Consider the following 23,214-nt stretch of genomic DNA (forward strand, 5'->3'; position numbering starts at 1 on the left):
AATAATTACTTGCAAAGCTTTAATATTCTGGAAAGGAGCGTTATTTATTGGAAGATATCTCAAAGGAGCTACGAAAACTAAGTATTAACCTTTCACACAAGTGCAATGATGGAAATCTTCAGAGTGTATTTTCATGTTTGGAAATTTTATGGACCTTATATGACAAAATTATGAATTGGAGTCCGGAGCTTGCAGCAGATGATGATAGAGACTTCTTTTTAATTAGTAAAGGACAGGGAACTTTAGCATTATTTCCTGTACTTATAAAAAAAGGATTTTTTAAAGAAGAAGAACTTCGAGAAATTGGATCTTTTAATTCAAAGTTTTGTATCCAGACAGATATAACTAAATTTCATGGAGGTGTGGAAAACTCTGCTGGCTCATTGGGACATGGACTTCCCATGGCTGCTGGAATAGCAATGGCTAATAAAATTAAGAAATCACCATCAAGAGTATTTGTGCTAACAGGAGATGGTGAATTTAATGAAGGAACTATGTGGGAAGCATGTATTTTTGCGGCAGGTAAAAAGCTAGATAATTTATGCGTTATCATAGATGATAATAATTCTGTTAGTGCAATGATTGACATGGGAGATATGAAAAAGAAACTCCATAGTTTTGGATTTGATGTATACGAAGTAAATGGTCATAATTTAGATGAATTGCAGGAAGTATTATCGAAAAAACCTAAAGAGGGATGTCCTATGGCGGTGATAGCACATACAGTTAGAGGCTATGGAAGTAAAACAATGATGGCTGAATCAATATGGTTCCATAAAGCCCCTAATACCCATGAACTGGAAATGCTAACGGTGGAGGTTGATAATTTTTGAGAAGAACATTTTTAAGACAAATATCAGACATAATTAAAAATGAACAGGACACCACTTTTTTTACAGTTGATATCGGTATGTGGGCAATTCAGGATATTTTGAGAGACATTCCTGATCGTGCTATGAATGTAGGAATATATGAAGATGGTATGTTTAGTATTGCTGCAGGGATGGCATTAAGGGGACTCATACCTACTATTTTTGGTATTCAACCATATCTCATAGAGAGAACCCTTGAGCAGATTAAAATGGATTTTGCCTATCAAAAACTTGGAGTGAATGTAGTAGGAACTGGTGCGGCTATTGACTATTCAAAATACGGCTATTCACATTATTGTGCAGAAGATGTGGGAATAATAAAATTGATTCCGGGGGTTGAATTTATTGCACCTGGAACTGCAAAACAGTTTGAACAGTTATTTAAGCTCGCATACAGAAATGGTCATCCTACATTTTTCAGAATTAGTGATCATCCTAACAAATTTGAATGTGATGTAGAATTTGGAAAAGCCAGTGTCATAAAAACAGGATCGAAAGCTACTGTTATTGCTGTTTCCGTAATGCTAGATGTAGTTCTAGAAACATGCAAGGATGAAGATGTAACTATTTTGTATTATACTACATTAGAACCATTTGACAGGATAACTTTAGCTAATAATTGTTCATCAAATAAGATTTTGGTATGTGAACCACATTATGTAGGAAGTCTTTTATACGACATTATAGAAGCTCTTCCAGATAGAGCTTTGGAAGTGAAAAGTGTGGGCTTGCCAAGAGAAATCTTTAGGAATTACGGGACTTATAATGAAAAAATTGAGTTCTATGGACTAAATGTTAAAAATATAAGAGAAAAGCTTTATGAATTTATAGAACCAACAAGACTATAATTTAGAGGGTGATGGTATGGGGAAATTGGATGATAAAGTTGCAATAGTAACTGGTTCCACATCAGGTATTGGTGAAGCCATAGCAAAAATGTTTGCGTTAGAAGGATCAAAAGTAGTTGTTTCAGGACGCAATGCAGAAAGAGGGAAAAAGATAGTAGATGAAATAATTGGGTGGGGTGGGGTAGCGGTATTTTTGACCTGTGATACTACTAAAGAGGATGATATTAGAAAATTGATAAAATCAACTATTCAATTATTTGAAAAATTAAATATTCTTGTAAACAATGCTGGATTATTTTTTACAGGGCCACTAGAAAAACTCGAATCGGATAGATGGGATGAAATGTTTAATTTAAATGTAAAAGGATATTTTTTAATGTCAAAATATGCTATGCCATATCTAGTTCAGTCTGGCTCTGGTGTAATTCTTAATAATGCGTCTGTAGCAGGCATGCAGTCTTATGCAAGTGGAAGTTCTTATGCATACAGTGCTTCAAAAGCAGCAGTAGTACAATTGTCAAGAATTTTGGCTCTGAACTATGGAAAAGAAGGTGTGCGTGTGAATACGATCTGCCCAGGAATTATAGGGACGCCAATTTTTCAGGGGCGAGATGTGTCAGGTTCTTCTGCAAAGATTCCTCTAGGTAGAGTTGGAAAACCAGAAGATGTTGCAAAAGTAGCAACTTTTCTTGTCTCAGATGAAGCAGAATATCTGACAGGCATTGTGCTACCAATAGATGGAGGGCTGTCAATATAATCAGTAAAGAGGTGTATTATGAAAAAAGAAGAGGAAATTAGAAAAGAAATCCTAGATAGAGTAGCCCAGCTATATAGATTAAGAAATACCAAAAATGAATTTATTCCTGGAATATCTAAGGTAAATTATGCAGGCCGCGTATTTGATGAAAAGGAAATGGTAGCGGTAGTGGATTCAGCCTTAGATTTTTGGCTTACTTTAGGGGCTAAGGGCAGAGAGTTTTGCCATGATTTTTCAAGATACCTTGGAGCTCCGCATTGTTTAGTAACGAATTCAGGTTCATCTTCTAATTTAATTGCAGTAACAGCGCTTTGTTCTAAAACAATAAAAAATCCAATGAAGCCTGGAGATGAGGTAATAACTACTGCAATGGCTTTCCCAACCACACTAAATCCAATAATTCAAAACGGGTTAATGCCTGTGTTTGTTGATATAGAAGAAGACACTTACAATATTGATGCTTCAAAAATAGAAGAGGCCATAACAGATAAAACAAGAGCTATAGTCTTTGCTCATACTTTAGGTAACCCAGCTGAGATGGATAAACTAATGTATATAGCACGGCGTCATAACTTATATGTAGTGGAAGACACTTGTGATGCACTAGATTCAACTTATGATGGAAAGTTTTGTGGAACCTTTGGCGATTTCTCAACCTACAGTTTTTATGCAGCTCATCATATAACCATGGGAGAGGGAGGAGCTGTATGCACAAATTCTGATGAGCTATACAAAGCAGCTCTCTCTATAAGAGATTGGGGAAAGGCATGTTTTTGTCAAACTGGTGAAGCCAATACAAATGGCGCTTGTGGACATAGGTTTGATTTTAAGTTCGATGGTCTACCGGATGGGTACGATCACAAATATGTTTTTAGTAATATAGGATATAATTTAAAACCATTAGATATGCAGTGTGCAATGGGAATTGAACAACTAAAAAAGCTTCCGGAGTTTACAGAGGCAAGAAAATATAATTTTAAAAGATTATATGAATGTTTTAAAAAATATGAGGATGTGTTTATTTTGCCAAGGGCGCTACCGAAAGCCACGCCATCTTGGTTTGCAATACCAATTACGGTAAGAGGAACTGCTGGGTTTTCTAAGAAGGATTTTGTTACTTATCTTGAAGCGAAGTGTATAGAAACTAGAATGCTATTTGCTGGAAATATTCTAAAACAGCCAGGATATAAGGATATAAGTCACAGGATATCAGGAGACTTAAAACATACGGATGGAGTTCTCTATCGAACATTTTTTCTAGGGGTATATCCAGGTATAACTGAAGAAAAATTAGACTATATGATAAAGTGTATAGATGATTTTTTTTAAAAGAATTTGGGGCGGTTGAATGAATAATTGCATTTGAAATTTTGAAATTAAGTTTAAAAGAGCTTCTAAGCATAAAAATGGTTAAGAAGCTCTTTTTAATTATGCTATTGCTTTTGAAAGATGATATTATTCAACTGTATTAAATTCTTCTTTTATTGCTAACAATGCTTTCCAAGCCTCATTGAAATATTCTTTATCACTATAAAATTCATAAAAAATTTCTTCAAAGTTTTTTATAAAGACTTCATCTTTTCTTTTTAATCCATATTCAAAATACCATAGACTTCTTCCCACCAGATTATCCTTTTCATTCTCTATAGTTTCCTTATTTAATCCTCTTCCAACGAATTGTTCTAACATTGTAAAATAATTTTTTATCATAACTTCAGCAAAAGAATAAGTATATCCACCAGGAGCATTATCTTCCTCCTGATAATAAATATCACTATTAATTATAGTGCATTTAGAATTTTTTTCTAAAATACTACATATCCAATATAAATTAGAAAGATTAGATTGACTCATTTTTTCTACTAAGCCAATCTTATTAAACTCATATCCATTCATTATTAGAGAAGATGCAAATGTTGAGTATATTGATACAGAATGTATAAAATTATCTAAACCATAAACTATATTTACATTATTATCTTTTTTTCTAACATCTATAAATATAATTCCACTGTCAAGAATTTTTTTTAGGGAACACATTATCATACTTAAAGAGCCATCTTTAAAGTAATCGTCATCCCCATGCAAAAAAATATATTTACCATTTGCTTTTTTTGCCGATAATATAAAATTCTTATCCGTACCCATATTAAATTCATTTTTAAAATATAAAATATTATTAAATTTTTTAGTATAATAACTTACAATTTCCATAGTATTATCATCTGAGCAGTTATCAGAAACAATTATTTCATATTCCATATTATTTCCAATTTGATTAAAAATTGAGAACAAACATTTATTTAGTCTTTCTGCTCTATTAAACGTAGGTATGCAAATTGACAATATTGGCTTATCCTCTGAAACTAATATTTTACTAATTGAAGTATTATAGTCGTCCATCCTAATACCACCTTTTAAATTCATTATTTAAGTTTATTCTTCCATAGCTTCTATTATTACAAACGACAATATGGGCATACTTTAGCTAATTCTGAGCCAAGACAAGGTGGTATAGGCAATATGGTGAATTGCGGGGCTGCCATGTATATTTTACATATGGAATTTGATAAATGGATATTAAACATATTATTAAAAGCAGCATGAGAATTAAAGGAATGGTAAATTCATGGTATAATAATCTAATCCTTATATAGTTATAGGATGCTTACTGGATTTGTGTTAAAGGAAGCCAAAGATTATGTTAATTTACTGAGTGAAGAAAAAGTTAAATAGAATAAGATGGGGGTAATGTTTATGACAGAAAAAGAAAAAATGTTAAATGGAAAACCATATAAAGCATTTGTAGAACAATTATCATCTGAACGTCAAGCTGCAAAAGAAATGATATTTGACTATAACACCCTAAGACCAAGCGAAGGGAATAAGCAAAAGGAAATTCTGAAAAAATTACTAGGTGCGGTCTGTAATGATTTTTATATAGAACCACCGTTTCGATGTGATTATGGATATAATATTTCTATTGGAGAAAATTTTTATAGTAACTACAACTGCACTATTTTAGATTGTGCTAAGGTTACAATTGGTGATAATGTTATGTTTGCACCAAACGTAAGCCTTTTTACAGCAGGTCACCCTATTCATTTTGAACCACGAAATGCAGGACTTGAATATGCATTTCCAATTAGTATAGGAAATAATGTTTGGTTAGGAGGCGGTGTTATAGTAAATCCAGGAATTACAATTGGCGACAATGTAGTGATTGGTTCTGGCAGCGTTGTAACTAAAGATATTCCTCCTAATTCTATAGCTGTAGGTAATCCGTGTAAAGTAATAGGACAAATTACAGAAGAAGATAAGAAATACTATTTTAAAAAATTGAAATTTAATGATTAATTTAGATATATGGTGTTAAGAATAAAATTGAGTGTAATCTGTTTAAAAGATTATACTCAATTTTATTAATAACTAAGGGTTACAAAAAAAGGAGATTTTTAAAATTATGAACAAAAATAAAAACATTCTATCTTTTCCTGATAAATCAAGCAGTTGGGATGAAGTAACGGATATCATTGTAATAGGAAGTGGGTTTGCTGGATTAACTGCGGCTATAGAAGCTCGTAATGCTGGCACATCTGTTATTATTCTTGAAAAAATGAAGGCTGTGGGGGGCAATTCAATTATAAGTGATGGAGGAATTGCTGCTTCTGAAACTAAGCTCCAAAAAAAATTCAATATAAATGATTCTAAAGACATGATGTATACAGATATGCTCAATGCTGGTGATTTAATCAATTACCCTGAACTTGTACGCGTTGTGGTGGATAATGCAAATGATGCTTTTGAATGGTCACAGGAGTATTTAGGTGTTGAATATCTTGATAGGGTTGATCAGTTTGGAGGGCATTGCGTACCACGTTGTTATACTGCCAAAAACATTTCTGGTGCGACTATCATTAAAAAACTAAAAGAAAAGGTAGAAGAGCTAGGCACGTCGGTTAGACTTCAGATGTGCTTTAAAAGTTTTATTCAAGACTCAGAGGGAAGAGTATGTGGTGTTATTGTTAGAGAAAACTATGATTACAAAAACCCTGATGCTGGGAGGGATATATATATAAAAGCAGAAAAAGGGGTAATTCTTGCAGCAGGTGGATTTTCTAGTGATATTGAATTTAGAATGGCACAAGATCCACGGCTTACAGAAAAAATTGATACTACAAATAAACCCTTTGCAACTGCCCAGGCACTTAAGGAAGCACTGAGGATAGGTGCTACTCCTGTGCAATTGTCTCATATTCAGCTTGGACCATGGGCCTCGCCTGATGAAAAAGGCTATGGGAATGGACCGGAATTTTCGGAGTACATATTATTTCAATATGGCATTATTGTTGATCCTGTTACAGGTGGGCGTTTTATAAACGAGCTTGCAGATCGTAAAACACTTTCAGACAAAATCCTTTCAGTAGGTCATCCCTGTGTAGGGATTGCAGATTCAAAAGCGGTTAATGAATCTGGATGGAGCATAGAGAAATGTCTTAAAAAAGGTGTTGTGAAAAAATTCAATACTATTAAAGAGTTTGCAGTTTTTTATGATATTTCATATGAAAATCTTGAAGAATCTCTAAAGGTTTTTAATAAGAGTTTTGAACAAGGAAGGGATAAATGTTTTGGCAAACCCATAATTGACAATGCAAAGCCAATAATGCAAACACCTTTTTATGGAATCCGCTTATGGCCAAAAGTACATTATACTATGGGAGGTATCAGGATAAATGTATTGGGACAGGTAATTGATTTAGAGGGTAAAGTTCTAGAGGGATTATATGCAGCTGGGGAGATTACTGGTGGGATTCATGGTGCAAGCCGTCTTGGAAGCTGTGCAATCACCGAGTGCCTTGTATTTGGAAGAATAGCAGGGAAAAATGCAGCTGAAAAGTTTAGTTTGTAAAATAAGTTTGAGTAGGGTTGATTTTGTAAAGAATTTATTAAATCTTTTAAAAATGCAGGAAAAACGTAACAAATGGAGAATGTAGTAAAAGTAGGTTGTGAAATACTCAAAGCCGTTGTAAAATAAGATTGAGTAAAATTTATTAATATAAAAAAGTTTAAGGAGTGTTAATTATGGGAATCGGTGATTGGTTAAGAGAACAGAAGGATAAAACACAAGCAGGAATTAAGCAATTTGCAAACAAAGATTTTATGGAAGCAATAGCTGCGGGTTGTGCACTTATTGCAAGTGCTGATGGAAATATAAGCTCGGACGAAAAACAAAAGATGGTAGGGTATATTAATCTTAATGAATCATTAAAGGTTTTCAAATTAAATGATGTGTTAACAAGATTTAATCACTATGCAGATATGTTTGCATTTGATTATAATGTTGGAAAGGCAGAAGCAATGAAGGCAATTACTAAGATGAAAAACAAACCAGATGCTGCAAAAACATTAGTAGCAGTATGCTGCTCTATAGGAGCTGCAGATGGAACTTTTGACAAAGATGAAATTGCTTTGGTCAGAGAAATGTGCTCAAACCTTGGTGTGAATCCAGCAGATTTTAAACTTTAATAATAAGGTACACACATGCATACCTGTGGGACAATAAATGTTCTACAGGTTTTTTATATCTATTTAAAGTGCTTTTGTAAAAAAAAGGTTGGTAATATAGTGAAGTGAATGATAAAATATGGATAGATATGTTAAATAAGAGCCTTAATAACAAAATGAAGTATAATTGTAAAGGGTATGGGAGGAATCAATTGGAGAACGTGAAAATAAATTTACAAAAGAAAAAAATGGATAAACATAAATTAAAAGTAAAGTGGAAAAAGATAAAAGAAGATAAAGTACTTTATCTAATGCTTTTACTACCAATTATATATTTTATAATATTCCATTTAATACCTTTAGCTGGGATGTCCTTGGCATTTCAAGATTATAGAATCATAGGAGATAATGTTTTTGTAGGCTTAAAGCATTTTAAAACACTATTCAGTTCTGCTAGTTTTTTTCATGTTCTTAAAAATACTATAATAATAAGTACTATGAAAATAGTATTTTTCTTTCCAATACCAATAATTTTCTCTTTACTTATAAATGAAGTGAAATCAATCAAGTTTAGAAAATATGTGCAATCAGTAGTATATTTACCACACTTTCTTTCATGGGTGGTAATTACAGGTATATGGATTAAATTACTATCTCCAGCTAGTGGTGGAGTAAATAATATCTTAAATATATTTAGCATACCTTCTATTGATTTTATGACAAGCAAAGGATATATAAGATGGGTACTGGTTTTTTCGGAAATGTGGAGAAGTGTCGGCTGGGATTCAATAATATATTTAGCTGCTATAATGAGGATAAGTCCTGCATTATATGAATCCGCAAGAATAGATGGTGCATCTAGGTTTGATGAGATGATACATATTACAATACCAGAACTTACAACAACTATAGTTACAGTATTTATTTTGAATTTAGGATTTTTTATGAATGCAGGCTTTGATCAAGTTTTTAATTTTATGAATGATTCGGTTATAAGTGTAATTGATATACTTGATACCTATGTTTATAGGATAGGATTAATAAATGGTCAGTATGCTTTTGCTACAGCTGCAAGTTTATTTAAAGGTGTAATTGGAATTATGTTGATCTTTACCACACACTTTTTAGCGAAAAAAATATCTGGGAAAGGGTTATGGTAGGGTGAATGATATGAGAAATAAAGAAAATTTAGTCCGCTCCATTTTTTATATATTACTGTTTATTGTTACTTTAACTATGCTTGTACCAATTGTAAATTTACTAGCACTTTCACTAACTGACCCTGCTCGCGCAAAAGAAGTTACAGGGCTTACCATTATCCCTAAGGGATTTTCTCTTGATAATTATAGAGTTTTGTTTTCTAATCCTCAGATTATGAAAAGCCTTTTTAACTCAGTATTTGTAACTGTGATAGGCACTGCGTTAAATTTAGCTTTAACAATAATGGCAGCTTATGCACTTACAAGGCCTGGTTTTGTGGGTAAAAAATTCTTTATGGTAATTTTAATAATTGTTATGGTATTTGAACCAGGATTAATTCCAGAATATCTACTAATTAAAAACATAGGACTTTTAGATACTTACTCTTCAGTAATTTTATATAAGGCACTAAATGTATATTATTTAATTATACTTATGAGGTTTTTTGAAGAGGTGCCAGAAGCACTTATTGAGGCAGCAAGGGTAGACGGTGCAGGTCATTTAACGGTGCTATTTAAAATATTAATTCCCCTTTCAAAGTCTTCAATTGCAACTATAGGTTTATTTTATGGGGTTTTTCACTGGAATGAATATTTTAGGGCGTCAATATACTTAAATGATTCGGCTAAATGGCCATTACAACTAGTGCTCAGGCAGTTTGTGGTGTTAAATGATACCACATCAATGATAGGGGCCAATAGTCTACTATCTTTTGATAAGGCCTCTCAGCTAAGTTATGAGGCATTACAAGCAGGAACTATAATGATTGCAATGGTTCCTATACTTTTAATATATCCATTTATACTTAAAAATTATACTAAGGGAACAATGGAAGGGGGAGTTAAGGAGTAGCAGTTTTAATAAATGACAGTGTTAATAAATAGTAATTTAAAAAATAGTAGTCTTAAAAAATAATCTTAGGGGGGATATTATGAAAAAAACAATAGCTTTAATTCTTGTAATTATAAGCACACTGAGTTTAGGGGCATGTAAATCAAAAACCAGTGACAAGGTAGAAAAAAACAACTCAACTGAGCCGGTAGAGGTAAGAATGGTGATGAAAGATGTAAGTCCAAAAGATCCTATAGCTCAAAAATATATAGGACTTATAGAAAAGGGTATGGCGCAGGAGGGAACAAAAGTTAAGATTAAACTTGTGGAAATGCCTTCAGGTAATTACGCTGAAAAGTTGAATTTAATGTTACTTGGTAAAGACATTCCGGATATTATATACTTCCAAGGTGGAGACCAGCAGATATCTCAGCAAGGATTACTCGAGGACTTAACACCATATATAGAAAAATCTAAGTATATAAAACCTAATTTAGAACCACAAAATAAAAAGAGACTAGAAAACTATCCTTACTTATTATGGATTAAACCTCTTGCATCAAAGGTTCCAGTAATGAGAAGTGATTGGTTTGATAAATTAAGTACATCTAAAAAGCTTATAGAGGACCCAACTATAGAGAATTATTATGAGTTTTTAAAACAATTAAAAGCTTCTAATTTAGGTGGGAAAGGATCGCCAGCATTTGCATTAACAGCTGCTGGTAGTGTTTTAGAGATTGACGAAATATTTGACCAAGCTTTTGGAAATAAATCTACATGGATAAAAGATGAAAATGGTAAGTATATTTTTAATAAAGTTTCTAACAATGAAAAAGAAAAGTTGACTTTTTACAATAAACTTTATAAAGAAGGAATACTAGATCCAGAATTTTTAACTAAAAAGTGGGATACAAAGGAAAAGGCTTTTTATGAAAATCAAGCCGGTGTAATAGCTGGAACAGCAGGAAAAGTTATAGATATTTATGAAGGTAAAATTAAAAAGGCTAATGGAGCGACAGTAGGACTTACAGTTTTACCAGCAGCAAAGGGCAAAGCGCAAGGATATTTACCTATAGATGTTTCTAAAGAAAATAGAGGCATAGCTATTTCTTCTACATCTAAAAATAAAGACATTTCCTTTAAGATTTTAGACTTTTTAGCTAGTGAAAAAGGTCAATTGATAGATCGTTTAGGTTTTGAAGGTGAGCATTATGTAATTAAAGATAATAAAATCCAGTTAACTGAAAAATCACAAGAATGGTATGCGAAATTTTGGGAGCCTTCAAAAGTTGCTCTAGGAAAAGAACTAGAAAAACCACTACTGGGAGCGGCAGGAACTAAGTCACTAGAAGATGTTAATAAGCTTTATATTGAAGATGTTAATTTTATAATCCCAGAAGAATTTTCGGTTAAATGGGATTCTATAAATAACCTGTATAAAGAATATTCAGCAGATATAATTACAGGCAAACGTCCTATAAGTGATTTTGATAAATTCGTAACGCAGTGGTATAAAAGTGGTGGAGAAGATATAACTAAACATGCTAATAAAGTATTAAAGTAATTGGAGAATTTTATCCTATGAGTAATCATATAAATATAATAGAAAGTTATTATACGAGGGGGTTATAATTGATTCCCAATGATTATCTAGAAAAAGTATATGCAGGATTTTTAGGAATGAATATGGGTATAAGGCTGGGAGCACCAGTGGAACCATCATTCTGGACTTGTGAAAAAATCAAAACAGTATATGGAAATATTACAGGCTATGTTAAAGAATATAAAAATTTTGCTGCAGATGATGATGTAAATGGACCAGTATTCTTTTTAAGAGCCTTATATGATGATGCAAAAGATAGAGAGCTCGAAGCAGAGGATGTAGGAAGAGCGTGGCTTAATTATTCTAGGGAAGGAATAGGAATGTTTTGGTGGGGTGGATATGGAGTAAGCACCGAACATACTGTGTATCTTAATCTGAAAAATGGATTCAAAGTGCCACTTTCCGGATCAGAAAGAGTAAATGGTAAGATCTTATCGCAGCAAATTGGGGGACAAATATTTATAGATACCTGGGGTCTTGTTTGGCCTAGCAATATAGAAAAGGCTGCTGAATATGCTGGAAAGGCAGCTAGTGTATCCCATGATGGTAATGGTATATATGGTGCAAGATTTATTGCAGCATGTATTTCTAAAGCATTTTCTACAGAAAACGTTATGGAAATAATTGAGGCTGGGTTATCTACTATACCTCTTGACTCTGACTATGCTAGAGTTACAACAGATGTAATAGTGTTTTATAATGATCATCCACTAGATTTCACACTTTGTCAAAAGCACCTCCAGAAAAACTGGGGATACCATAAATATTTAGGTGATTGTCACATTATTCCTAATGCTGGAGTCTGTATACTTTCCCTTTTATATGGTGGTGGTAATTTAGCTAGGACCATAGAGATAGCTACTATGTGTGGGTGGGATACAGACTGTAATGCAGGTAATGTGGGAACTATCATGGGAGTGGCTCAGGGTATGAAGGGTTTAGCGGATAATTATAGAAAGCCTATAAATGATTTTATAGCTACTTCTAGTATTTCCGGATATTTAAATATACTTGATGTGCCTACTTATGCAAAGGAATTAGCACTTTTAGGGTATAGGCTAGCAAAAGAAGAGGCTCCAAAGAAATTAATAGAATCAATTAAACAAGGAGAGATATATTTTGATTTTGAAGTTGCTGGCTCAACTCATGGGTTTAGGCTATCAGATAACAATAAATTTTTGTTAAGAAATAGCCATGAAATTGGATATGAAAGTGAAGGTTCGCTAGAAGTTATCTTTGATAGGATTTCTTATGGACAGGGTTCTAAGGTGTATTATAAGCCTTTTTACAGAAGAGCTGATTTTGATGACGAAAGATATAAACCTACTTTTGCACCAAAAGTATATTCAGGGCAAAGTGTTAGCCTTAGCGTATACCTTGAGCAGTGGCAAGGACGCGATATAGCAATTACACCTTATGTGAGAAATACATTTACAAAAGAGGATATAAAATTTCCAGTACAAGTTTTGAAAAATAAGAAGTGGCAAATGATAGAATTTATTGTACCGGATACAGATGGAGCAATGATAGATGAAGTAGGAATCATGGTAGAATCTTTTTCACCAGGAACGGACAGCGCTTTAGGAAGTATATATTGATGAATTTAAAGTTTCTGGAAAATCTAAGTATACTATTGATTTTGCTAAACAATCTTTTGAGTTCCAATGTGTAACCCCTTTTGCTCATAATCATGGAGCGTGGGGTATAGAAGAGGGTTGTATGAGGTGTATGAGTATAAGTCAGTGTGAGGCCTACACAGGAAATTATTATACTAAAGATATAAGTGTAAAAGCCACAGTGAAGCCTATAAATGGATTGTCTCATAATATCGCATTTAGAGTTCAAGGCGCAGAAAGAGGATATCATGCAGGGTTTAATGGAGAAAACAAAGTAGCGCTTATTATAAATGAATTTGGATTTATTCCATTAGTAACTGTAGACTATAAATGGAACTTTAATAGTGAATATGCCTTTGAGGTTTTAGTTAAAGAGGATAAAATATATTTTCATATAAACGGGGAAGAGTTAATTTGTTATGTTGATGATAAATTCAAGTATGGGATGTTTGGATTTAGTAGGCTGGATGCAGGAAGAGCTTATTTTAAAGATGTAGAGGTAGAAGAGTTATAGGATGAAATAAGTATCTTACACGTATAGCTATTTAAGCCTTGCGGAGTCACTTCTAAGTGATTTTCTGCGGGGCTTTTTATATTTAATGATAATATCATTATTTCCTTCCAAAGTTTAGCTTGCAATTTGTCAGTAGCCATTGCATTTCCTCTGATGGGGGTGTTAAAGGATCATCAAAACATTTTTACAACTCATAGGGTACTTGGAATAGCTATGATTATATTAAGAGTGTTTACTATGAAATATATGAATGGGAGGCTTGGACTTAAGCAAAATTGATTTCTTTCAATAAAATAGTATAATATAATAAGATGCCACTTGCCACGTGGGTGGCACTATCACCTAAGGAGGAAAATTATGAGTTGCAACACTAATAATCCTATAATTATTCAGAGTGATAAAACTTTACTTGTAGAAGTTAATAATGATTTATATGAGGAAGTAAGAGATCAAATATCAAGATTTGCAGAGCTTGAAAAAAGTCCGGAATATATACACACATATAAAATTTCACCACTTTCCTTATGGAATGCAGCTTCTAGTGGTATGACTTCAAAGAAGATATTAGAAATTCTAGAAAACTACAGTAAATATGAAGTGCCACAGAATGTAATAAAGGATATAGAACATAATATAGAGAAATATGGAAAAATAAAGTTAATAAAAGAAGATAATAGGCTAATATTAATATGTGATGATAAGTACATAATGACTGAAATTTTAAATTATAAATCTATGGATAAATATATATTGGAAAAAATAGATGAGCGCAAAGTGATTATAAATTCTCTAATGAGAGGTTCAATAAAGCAGTTTTTAATTAAACTTGGTTACCCCGTAGAAGATTTAGCTGGTTACATTGAAGGTGCAAAGTTTGACACTACACTTAGAAAAAAGACGCTGCATGGAGACGCGCTTACAATAAGAGATTATCAGAAAGAAGCAGCAGATATATTTTATGCTAATGGAACTGCCAGGGGCGGAAGTGGAGTAATTGTTCTTCCTTGTGGTGCTGGTAAAACAATAACAGCTATGGCCACAATGGATAAAATAAATACAGAGACTTTAATTTTAACTACTAATATAACAGCTCTAAGACAATGGAAATCGGAACTAATTGATAAAATGAATATAAAAGAAGAAGATATTGGAGAATACAGTGGTGAAATAAAAGAAATAAAGCCTATAACCATAACTACATATCAAATACTTACCTACAGGAAAAATTCTGTATCAGAGTTTGCTCATATGAAATTGTTTAATGATAAGAAATGGGGCTTTATTATATATGATGAAGTTCATACATTGCCAGCGCCGATTTTTAGAGCAGTAGCAGATATTCAAGCAACTAGAAGACTGGGCTTAACTGCAACCCTTGTTCGGGAAGATAAAAAAGAAGATGATGTATTTACACTAATAGGACCTAAAAAATATGATGTACCTTGGAAGGTGCTAGAAAAGCAAGGGTGGATAGCAACAGCTGAATGCAGGGAAATCAGAGTGGCGATGCCAGAAAATCTTAAAATGGAATATGCTGTAGGGGAAAGTGCAAAGAAATTTAGGATAGCTTCAGAAAATTATAGTAAAATAGATGTATTAAAGGAGCTTATAAATACGCATAAAAATGATAGCATACTTATAATTGGTCAGTATGTACAACAGCTGAACATAATAGCGAAAGAACTTAAGCTTCCTCTTATAACTGGAAAAACAAAGAATGTGGATAGGGAAGAGTTGTACAAAAAATTCAAAAGTGGAGACGTGAAAATTCTTGTAGTTTCAAAGGTTGCAAATTATGCTATTGATTTACCTGATGCTAATGTGGCTATGCAGGTATCTGGTACCTTTGGTTCAAGGCAGGAGGAAGCTCAAAGGCTGGGAAGGATATTAAGGCCTAAAGGTGGAGATAACAAGGCTTATTTTTATTCTATAGTTACAGGGGACAGTCGCGAACAAGAATTTGCAAGTAAAAGGCAGCTTTTTTTAACAGAGCAAGGATATAGATATATTATTGAAAATAGATAATCTTTTTTAGTAATCTAAAAGTAAATTAGCAATATTTCAGCACCTAAGGTGATGAGTAAGAAAAGGCGGTAAATTATGAATACAGCAATTAGAAACCAAATAGAGCAGTTAGCCACATACAACTTAACTGATTATTTAAAAGTTTCGGATATAAGACCACTACCTAAAAGAAAAGCTGATATGGTAGATGCTATAGAGAAAATAATCACTGATGAAAATGAAATATTTAAAATATGGAAAAATCTAAGTGCTTTAGACAAAGAACTAATGGAAGCCCTTATAAGAGGAGAAGGCGTACTTGATTCACGTGAAATAGATAGTATATATGAAAAGCACCATGCAAATTCACAGGAAGGTTCTAGGAATAGAAATTATAGAAGACATATATTATCAGAAGATTCAAAAGCAAATTTATTTTTTATTAATGGTAGTATTCCTATCAATGTATTTAAGCTATTAAAAACTCAGTTAGAAGAAATAAAAATAGTGTTTACACCTGTTGAAATAAATATAGAAAATTACGTAAATGATAAAAAAAATAAATATATTTCCATAGGAGAAGATTTCGAAAAAGATTTTTTGTCTATAATTAAGCTTATTAATTCAAGCAACTTAAAAGTTACTGAATCCATGCAACTTCCTAATAAAAGTGCTTTAGTAAAAATGAATGAAGCTTTAAAAAACAAAGAGATCTTTAGCATTGAAGATGTAAAGTCCATAGAAAAATCCACTAGATTATATGGTATATTTAATTTGTTAATGCTGGCAGCTATCATAGATGTTGATAAAAAAAGCCTTGTATTAACTTATGATACAGAAGATTTTCTAGATTTAAATATGGTGAAAAAATGCCAATATTTATTAGATACATATTTAAATTATGAGGTAGAAGAATTATCAAGAATAAATGAAATGAAGCTCATGGCTCAAAAAACAGAGCGTCTTAACCAGTGTAGGAAAACAATTTTAACTTATATTAAGAAAGCCCCCATAGATGAGTGGGTCGATATGGAGCAACTTGCTGGATTTATAAAAAAAACAAATAGAAACTTTCTAGTAAAAGCTGTAGGGAAAATAGAAAAATATGATGACTATCATAAATATTATTATTATACTGACAGCTTTGAAGTAACTGAAAGATTTTTAGATGTTGTGTTTATTGAATATTTATCTACCATTGGAATAGTAGATTTACTAGTTAAAGCAAGACATAGTGATTATGATGTTCCGTACATTGTGGTGGAATACTTTAAATTAACAGCACTTGGAGCACATGTACTAGGTGTAAATGCTGGGTACAAAAATAATATAGTCCTTCAAGATGCAGGAATGATTATTCAGCCTAATTTTGAAATAATGGTTCCAGAGGGAAGCAGAAAAGAAAACTATTGTCTTAAGTTAGACAAATTTGCAGAAAAGAAATGTGAAGATTTGATGAATATATATGAATTGAATTTTAAGTCCATTATAAAAGCACTTGATAGTGATATCAGCGTTCAGTGGATAATTGACTTCCTTTTGGAAAATTCGAAAAACAATATACCTAATAATGTATTAACTACTTTGGAAAAATGGAATAAAGACAGCAGCAAGATAAAGATTAGAACAGTAACTATAGTGGAAACTGAGGATAAATATCTTCTAGAAGAACTAAGGAGTTATAAGGGGATAAATAAGCACATAGAAAACCAGCTTCCACATGCTTTTGTAATTGATGAACGTAGTGCTAATAAGGTTAAAAGAGAAATAGAGAAAAAATCACATTTTTGTATATTATCTAAATAAGTATTTTGACAGTAAATTCGTACACCCTGTACTATGAAATTTTCCGAGTGAATTATAAGCTCAAAAGAACTTATGTTGTTATAGTATAAAAATATATATTAAAAAGGAGATGATAGTTTGAACATTAAAAAAGTATTTAATGATTTGATACTTCCTATTGCTGGAGCAATAATTTTGGCGCTGTTAATAAACAAATTTCTATTTTTTCAAATTAAAGTTCCTTCAGAATCAATGTATCCTACTATAAAGATAGGGGATAAAATTACTGTTACGAAAGTTTATAATAGAGAGAAACTAAAAAGAGGAGATTTAATAGTTTTTAAATCTGATGAATTAAAAATGACATTAATAAAAAGACTTATAGGGCTTCCAGGAGATGAAGTTGTTATAAAAGATAAGGGGCAAGTTTTTATTAATGGAAGTAAAATTGAAGAACCTTATGTAGTATATATGGAAGATTTAGATAAAAAGTTTAAAGTTCCAAAAGATAAATATTTGTTCTTTGGAGATAATAGAGCGAGCTCGCTGGATGCTAGAAAATGGGAAAATTCGTATATAGATGGTGAAAATATAAAAGGAAAAGCACAGTTTGTTATATACCCATTTAAGAGATTTGGAAAGTTTTTAATTGGAGAGGATGCTCTTAATCATTAGAAAGCTAAATTAGGGAGAAATTAATATGAAATATAAAATATATATTGTAGAAGATGATTTATCAATAAGTACTTTACTGCAAGAATACATAGCTAAATATGGTTTTGAGGTAAGGGTAGTAGAAAACTTTCATAGAGTAATGATAGGCTTTAATGAGTTTAATCCAGACTTAGTATTATTAGATGTTAATTTACCTGAGTTTGACGGATTTTATTGGTGTAGAAAGATAAGACAACAATCAAAGATTCCTATAATATTTATATCTGCAAGAGATAGTGGAATGGATCAGGTTATGGCTTTAGAGAGTGGAGCAGATGATTATATAACCAAACCATTTTATTTTGATGTTGTTATTGCAAAGATAAAAAGTCATTTAAGACGAGCCTTTGGAGATTATGCACCTAAGGTAGCGGAAAGAATAGTTGAAGTTGATAGTCTTAAATTCTACCCTGAAAGGTCAGAAATAGAATTTAATGATGAAAAATTAATTATTACTAAAAGGGAAGGCGTTCTCCTAGAATGTCTTATGGAAAAATATCCAAAGGTAGTTAGTAGAGACTTTCTTTTAGAAAAAATATGGGATGATATTGAGTTTGTAGAGGAAAACACTTTAAGTGTAAATATTAGTAGAATAAGAAAAAGGCTACAGGTTCTAGGAATAGATAAGGGTGTAGAAACTATAAGAGGGGCAGGATATAGGTTAAGTAAAACCTGGTAGGATGGAATACTATGAAATTATTTTTAAAGGATAATAGAGGCTATATTTTTATATATTCATTAAGCTTATCTCTTACTATTATGTATTGTAATATTATGGGCTTTATTGAAGCTGGTGAAATTATTTACATACTTATATTTAATATATTTATTCTAGTGTGCTTTTTAGCTTTTAGATATTATCAAAATAGACAATTATACAAATTGCTCGGAAATGGATTAAATTGTTTAAATGATGCTTTCTTGGAACTTGATAGTTCAGATTTGAGTCGAAATATTTCTGGAATTTTAAAGAATCAACATAATTTGTATGAAGCTGAAATACAGAAGTGTAACAAAGTTCATAATGAGCATCTAACTTTTATCAATCAGTGGGTGCATCAAATGAAGACACCTCTTTCTGTAATACAACTGCAACTTCAAGAATACTCAGGAGAAGAAAAGGCGCGAAGTATAGAAGAGGAGGTTAATAAATTAAATAAAGGTTTAAATATGGCAATGCATTTTGCAAGAATAGATTCTTTTCAAAAAGATTTTATAGTAGAAGGTATTTGTCTAAAGAAGTTAGTTCTTGATACAGTAAATGAAGAAAAGAAGATTTTTATAAAAAGCAGAATAACTCCTAGGGTAGAAATAGATGAAAGTATTAAAGTATATAGTGACGTAAAGTGGTTGAAATTTGTATTAGATCAACTTATTATTAATGGTGTAAAGTATTCAAAGGATAAGGGAAAAGAATTAATTATAAAAGCCTTAGAAGATGGAAAAGAAATTAAATTAAGTGTTATTGATGAGGGCGTAGGAATCCCAAGCAAAGATGTTAAAAGGGTATTTGATCCGTTTTTCACTGGAGAGAATGGTCGTAGATATGGAGAGTCTACGGGCATGGGATTATATATAGTTAAAGAGGTATGTGTGAATTTAGGCCATGAAATAGAGATAGAATCTACTGTTAATGAAGGAACAGTGGTTACAGTGAAAATGAGTATTTCCGAGGGGGTAAGCTGATTTAGACATAACATAAATAAATTATAAATTATGCAATTTACAATTTATTTATGTTATTGCCATAATAATGACACGGAGAAGGGTTATTATAAGGACATAGTAATTAATTAAATTGTTTAATTAGAGTCCCCCTTTAATTAAGTATAGATTTAATATAAACTCTTAAAAGAACCGGTGTAATTTAATCGGTTCTTTTTTTTTGTCTAAAAACAATACTAATATCAAGGATGATGAGTTAACTATGATCTTTTATAATACAATAAGATGAAATGAAAATACCTGTTATTTGTTATTTTTATTTAAGTATGCAAGGCTTACATCCATGTCACATTCCTGTAAGCTTTGCGGATAGTAATTTATCTATTAGTACTATAAACTATATACATATTAATGATTAGTTTATAAGGTGAAATGAGGATGGAGATTAGTTTGATGAATTACAGTATTATAAATAGAAGTAGAATAAGGGGGAGCAAATAGCATGGAGATTTTAGATGTAAAGAACTTAAGTAAGGTATATGGTAATAAAATAGTATTTAGCGCTTTGGATAATATAAGTTTCACAATAGACGAAGGAGAATTTGTTGGAATAATGGGACCATCAGGAAGTGGCAAGACAACCCTATTAAATATGATTTCAACAGTAGATAAGCCAACCTCAGGAGAAATAAGAATAAAGAATAAAAATCCACTAAAACTTAAGGGGGATGATCTGGCTTTATTTAGAAGAAGAGAACTCGGATTTGTATTTCAAGATTTCAACTTGCTAGATACTTTAACTGTTGGTGAAAATATAGTACTTCCACTTACCTTAGATGGAGTAACAGTTAAAAATCAAGACAATGAACTTAATAGAATATCAAAGATACTTGGAATAGAGAAACTAATTAATAAGAGAACTTTTGAAATATCAGGGGGAGAAGCTCAAAGGACATCTATTGCAAGAGCATTAATACATAATCCTACGCTGCTACTGGCTGATGAGCCAACTGGAAATTTGGATTCAAAAGCAGCGAGGATAGTAATGGAATTGTTTGAAAAAGTAAATAAAGAGGAAATGGTTACTACAATGATGGTAACTCACGATGCATTATCAGCAAGTTATTGTAATAGAATACTGTTTATAAAAGATGGAACTATATATAATGAAATTTATAAGGGAGATGGAAGGAAACAGTTTTATCAAGAGATTATTGACGTGCTTGCACTAATGGGAGGGGGAAACTAATGAATTTTAGAGAGTTTGCCACTAAAAATGTGTATAGAAATATAAAAGGGTATTTCGCTTACTTTTTAAGCAGTAGCATATCAGCAATGTTATTATTCTCTTTTACTATGATTATATTTCAACCTGACTTTATGGTGCTTAAATTACCTAATCACATAAGAAGTGCACTTTATGTTACAATTGTAATCGCATACTTATTTTTATGTTTTTTTGTATTCTATTCAGTAAGTGTTTTTTTAAAAAGTAGATTTAAAGAATTTGGAATACTTTATATTATAGGCTCATCAAAAAAACAAATACAGAAAATGATAAGTATTGAAAATATAATAATTAGTTCAGTATCTGCGGTAGTAGGGATAATAGTAGGAATAGTATTTTCAAAAATACTTTTAGCAGCTAGTGGAAAGTTATTGGGATTTAATGCACTAGGATTTTACATTCCAGTAAAAGCTATGATTATTACTTTAATTGCATTTATATTGATAGGAATAGTTATTTCAATATTTTGCTCATTTATTATAAAAGAAGATATGGTTTTAAGATTACTTAAAGGAACTAAAAAACCTAAAACAGAACCAAAATCATCGGCTATTTTTTCTATTATATGTATAGTCTTGCTTACAGTAGGATATTATCTATCAATTACGTCAAGTGAAAAGACACTAGCATATAGAATAATACCTGTAACAATAATGGTGGTTATAGCAACATACTTATTGTTTTCTGAGTTGAGTGTATTCGTACTTAAGGTACTTAAAAAAAATAGAGATTTTTATATGAAGAAAACTACAGTATTATGGGTTTCAAATTTGATATATAGAATAAAGGATAATACAAGAATGCTTTTTTTAATTACAATAACTTCAACAGTTGCTCTTTCATCAATAGGGTCAGTATATGCCTATTGGAGGGATAAAGAGGAGGAGGTAAATAAGATTTGTCCACAAGCATTTTTCTGTGTTGACACTTATAACAATAAAACCAAAGTTAATTTTAAAGTTGATTTTATAGAAGATTCATTAAAAAGTGAAAAGATAGATTACACTAAAGTTAAGGGTGAGATGAAGTTTATAATTCCAGATGGTGGTAAAGATGAAGTAACTATATTAAAAGAAAATATTTATAATAAATTAGCAGTATCATTATCTCTAAACACTGTTATTTTAAAGGGTAATGAGACCATGTTAGTATCATATTTAGATAAAAATGAAAGAGAAAATATTATTCTAGACGATGCAAAATTTCGAATTCTTAAGAAGAGTGATAAAGTAGTAATTCCAATATTGTATGATAATGTATATGTCGTTAAAGATGATGTATATGAAAAAATGAAGGGGTCTAAGTTGCACTTTGGGGCAATTAATGTAGATAATTATAAGGATACATTAGGTATAGGTAATAATTTTTATAATAAGTTTGGGAATGATAAAGGTGATAAATATTATAATAATTTTCTGAAAGCTTATAGATTAGAAGCAACTAAAATAGTCTATGGGGTGCTTTTGTTTAGTGCAATATTTATAGGACTTATATTCTTTGTAACAACAGCAAGTTTCTTATATAATAAGTGTTACATGGATATTATAGAGGATAAAAAGAAATATAAACAATTGAACAAAATAGGATTAACTTATAGTGAAATAAAGAAGGTATTAAATATTGAGATAGGAGTACTATTTTTACTTCCATATATAATTGCTGTTGTGCATTTTTTCTTTGCTATTAGTTCATTAAAATCTGCTTTTAGAATTGAGATAATGCTACCAGCATTACAGGTTATAGGAATTATGTTGATTGTTCAAATTATATATTTTCTTGTTATAAGAAAAAACTATTTATTGGAGATTAAAAAAAGTTTGTTGTAATTATTTCAAATAAACAAGATATGCAAACATATATGCTAGTCAAAAAAGAGCAGAAGAATAAAGGGAATGTAGCTAGATTTGTGTAAATAAATCTAGCTACATTCTTTTTTTTGTATAAATAAATGGTATTTGTGGTAATAATATCTAATAATTAAGTTAGGAGGAATGGTTATGAAAGAAATTGAA

The 23,214-nt window shown here is 31.4% G+C and carries 21 protein-coding genes; 20 read left to right on the forward strand and 1 reads right to left on the reverse strand.

Features of this window, described 5'->3' with window-relative positions:
- The first annotated feature begins 47 nt into the window (after positions 1-47).
- From ACREV6_RS11915 to rfbH, 4 genes are read left to right on the forward strand one after another with little or no spacing between them, the layout of a single operon-like run.
- Positions 48-833: a thiamine pyrophosphate-binding protein gene (locus tag ACREV6_RS11915; RefSeq protein WP_431578229.1), complete on the forward strand. Its 786-nt coding sequence runs from the start codon at positions 48-50 to the stop codon at positions 831-833.
- Entirely contained in the window at positions 830-1,720 is an 891-nt protein-coding gene (locus ACREV6_RS11920; protein WP_431578230.1) for a transketolase family protein, read from the forward strand. The genes ACREV6_RS11915 and ACREV6_RS11920 overlap by 4 nt, the downstream gene beginning before the upstream one ends.
- A 16-nt stretch (positions 1,721-1,736) precedes the next feature.
- Entirely contained in the window at positions 1,737-2,477 is a 741-nt protein-coding gene (locus ACREV6_RS11925) for an SDR family NAD(P)-dependent oxidoreductase (RefSeq protein WP_431578231.1), read from the forward strand.
- A gap of 18 nt (positions 2,478-2,495) precedes the next feature.
- Positions 2,496-3,806, forward strand: a complete 1,311-nt coding sequence (gene rfbH, locus ACREV6_RS11930; RefSeq protein WP_431578232.1) for a lipopolysaccharide biosynthesis protein RfbH — start codon at positions 2,496-2,498, stop codon at positions 3,804-3,806.
- A 126-nt stretch (positions 3,807-3,932) separates the two neighbouring features.
- Here the strand turns inward: rfbH and ACREV6_RS11935 are convergent, their stop codons facing one another.
- Positions 3,933-4,880 (reverse strand): glycosyltransferase family 2 protein, encoded by a 948-nt coding sequence (locus ACREV6_RS11935; RefSeq protein WP_431578233.1) that lies wholly within the window; start codon positions 4,878-4,880, stop codon positions 3,933-3,935.
- Positions 4,881-5,234: 354 nt separating this feature from the next.
- Here ACREV6_RS11935 and ACREV6_RS11940 point away from each other — a divergent pair, with 354 nt between their 5' ends.
- The 16 genes from ACREV6_RS11940 (at position 5,235) to ACREV6_RS12015 (ending at position 23,028) form a co-directional block, all read left to right on the forward strand.
- Positions 5,235-5,834, forward strand: a complete 600-nt coding sequence (locus ACREV6_RS11940) for a sugar O-acetyltransferase (protein WP_431578234.1) — start codon at positions 5,235-5,237, stop codon at positions 5,832-5,834.
- A gap of 106 nt (positions 5,835-5,940) precedes the next feature.
- On the forward strand, positions 5,941-7,386 hold the full coding sequence (locus ACREV6_RS11945; RefSeq protein ID WP_431578235.1) for a flavocytochrome c: 1,446 nt from the start codon (positions 5,941-5,943) through the stop codon (positions 7,384-7,386).
- Positions 7,387-7,559: 173 nt separating this feature from the next.
- A complete protein-coding gene (locus ACREV6_RS11950; protein ID WP_431578236.1) occupies positions 7,560-8,003 on the forward strand; it encodes a tellurite resistance TerB family protein in 444 nt (147 codons plus the stop codon).
- 200 nt (positions 8,004-8,203) lie between these two features.
- Complete coding sequence (locus tag ACREV6_RS11955; RefSeq protein ID WP_431578267.1) at positions 8,204-9,142, forward strand: ABC transporter permease; 939 nt, start codon at positions 8,204-8,206, stop codon at positions 9,140-9,142.
- Positions 9,143-9,152: 10 nt separating this feature from the next.
- Positions 9,153-10,034, forward strand: a complete 882-nt coding sequence (locus tag ACREV6_RS11960; RefSeq protein WP_431578237.1) for a carbohydrate ABC transporter permease — start codon at positions 9,153-9,155, stop codon at positions 10,032-10,034.
- Between the two features lie 79 nt (positions 10,035-10,113).
- Complete coding sequence (locus ACREV6_RS11965) at positions 10,114-11,577, forward strand: extracellular solute-binding protein (RefSeq protein WP_431578238.1); 1,464 nt, start codon at positions 10,114-10,116, stop codon at positions 11,575-11,577.
- A 68-nt stretch (positions 11,578-11,645) separates the two neighbouring features.
- A complete protein-coding gene (locus ACREV6_RS11970) occupies positions 11,646-13,214 on the forward strand; it encodes an ADP-ribosylglycohydrolase family protein (protein WP_431578239.1) in 1,569 nt (522 codons plus the stop codon).
- Positions 13,215-13,344: 130 nt separating this feature from the next.
- Positions 13,345-13,746 (forward strand): hypothetical protein, encoded by a 402-nt coding sequence (locus ACREV6_RS11975; RefSeq protein WP_431578240.1) that lies wholly within the window; start codon positions 13,345-13,347, stop codon positions 13,744-13,746.
- Between the two features lie 153 nt (positions 13,747-13,899).
- Positions 13,900-14,025 carry a hypothetical protein gene (locus tag ACREV6_RS11980; RefSeq protein ID WP_431578241.1) on the forward strand — a complete coding sequence of 42 codons (126 nt, stop codon included), beginning with the start codon at positions 13,900-13,902 and terminating at the stop codon, positions 14,023-14,025.
- Between the two features lie 78 nt (positions 14,026-14,103).
- Positions 14,104-15,771: a DNA repair helicase XPB gene (locus ACREV6_RS11985; RefSeq protein ID WP_431578242.1), complete on the forward strand. Its 1,668-nt coding sequence runs from the start codon at positions 14,104-14,106 to the stop codon at positions 15,769-15,771.
- Between the two features lie 75 nt (positions 15,772-15,846).
- Positions 15,847-17,556 (forward strand): helicase-associated domain-containing protein, encoded by a 1,710-nt coding sequence (locus tag ACREV6_RS11990; RefSeq protein WP_431578243.1) that lies wholly within the window; start codon positions 15,847-15,849, stop codon positions 17,554-17,556.
- Between the two features lie 117 nt (positions 17,557-17,673).
- Entirely contained in the window at positions 17,674-18,210 is a 537-nt protein-coding gene (gene lepB / locus ACREV6_RS11995; RefSeq protein ID WP_431578244.1) for a signal peptidase I, read from the forward strand.
- Between the two features lie 25 nt (positions 18,211-18,235).
- Positions 18,236-18,928 (forward strand): response regulator transcription factor, encoded by a 693-nt coding sequence (locus ACREV6_RS12000; RefSeq protein ID WP_431578245.1) that lies wholly within the window; start codon positions 18,236-18,238, stop codon positions 18,926-18,928.
- 11 nt (positions 18,929-18,939) lie between these two features.
- Positions 18,940-19,935 (forward strand): sensor histidine kinase, encoded by a 996-nt coding sequence (locus tag ACREV6_RS12005; protein ID WP_431578246.1) that lies wholly within the window; start codon positions 18,940-18,942, stop codon positions 19,933-19,935.
- A gap of 481 nt (positions 19,936-20,416) precedes the next feature.
- On the forward strand, positions 20,417-21,163 hold the full coding sequence (locus ACREV6_RS12010; protein ID WP_431578247.1) for an ABC transporter ATP-binding protein: 747 nt from the start codon (positions 20,417-20,419) through the stop codon (positions 21,161-21,163).
- Positions 21,163-23,028: an FtsX-like permease family protein gene (locus tag ACREV6_RS12015; protein ID WP_431578248.1), complete on the forward strand. Its 1,866-nt coding sequence runs from the start codon at positions 21,163-21,165 to the stop codon at positions 23,026-23,028. The genes ACREV6_RS12010 and ACREV6_RS12015 overlap by 1 nt, the downstream gene beginning before the upstream one ends.
- The last annotated feature ends 186 nt before the right edge of the window (positions 23,029-23,214 follow it).

Origin of the sequence: Clostridium sp., from assembly GCF_050717515.1 — a bacterium.
GTDB lineage: Bacteria > Bacillota > Clostridia > Clostridiales > Clostridiaceae > Clostridium_AD.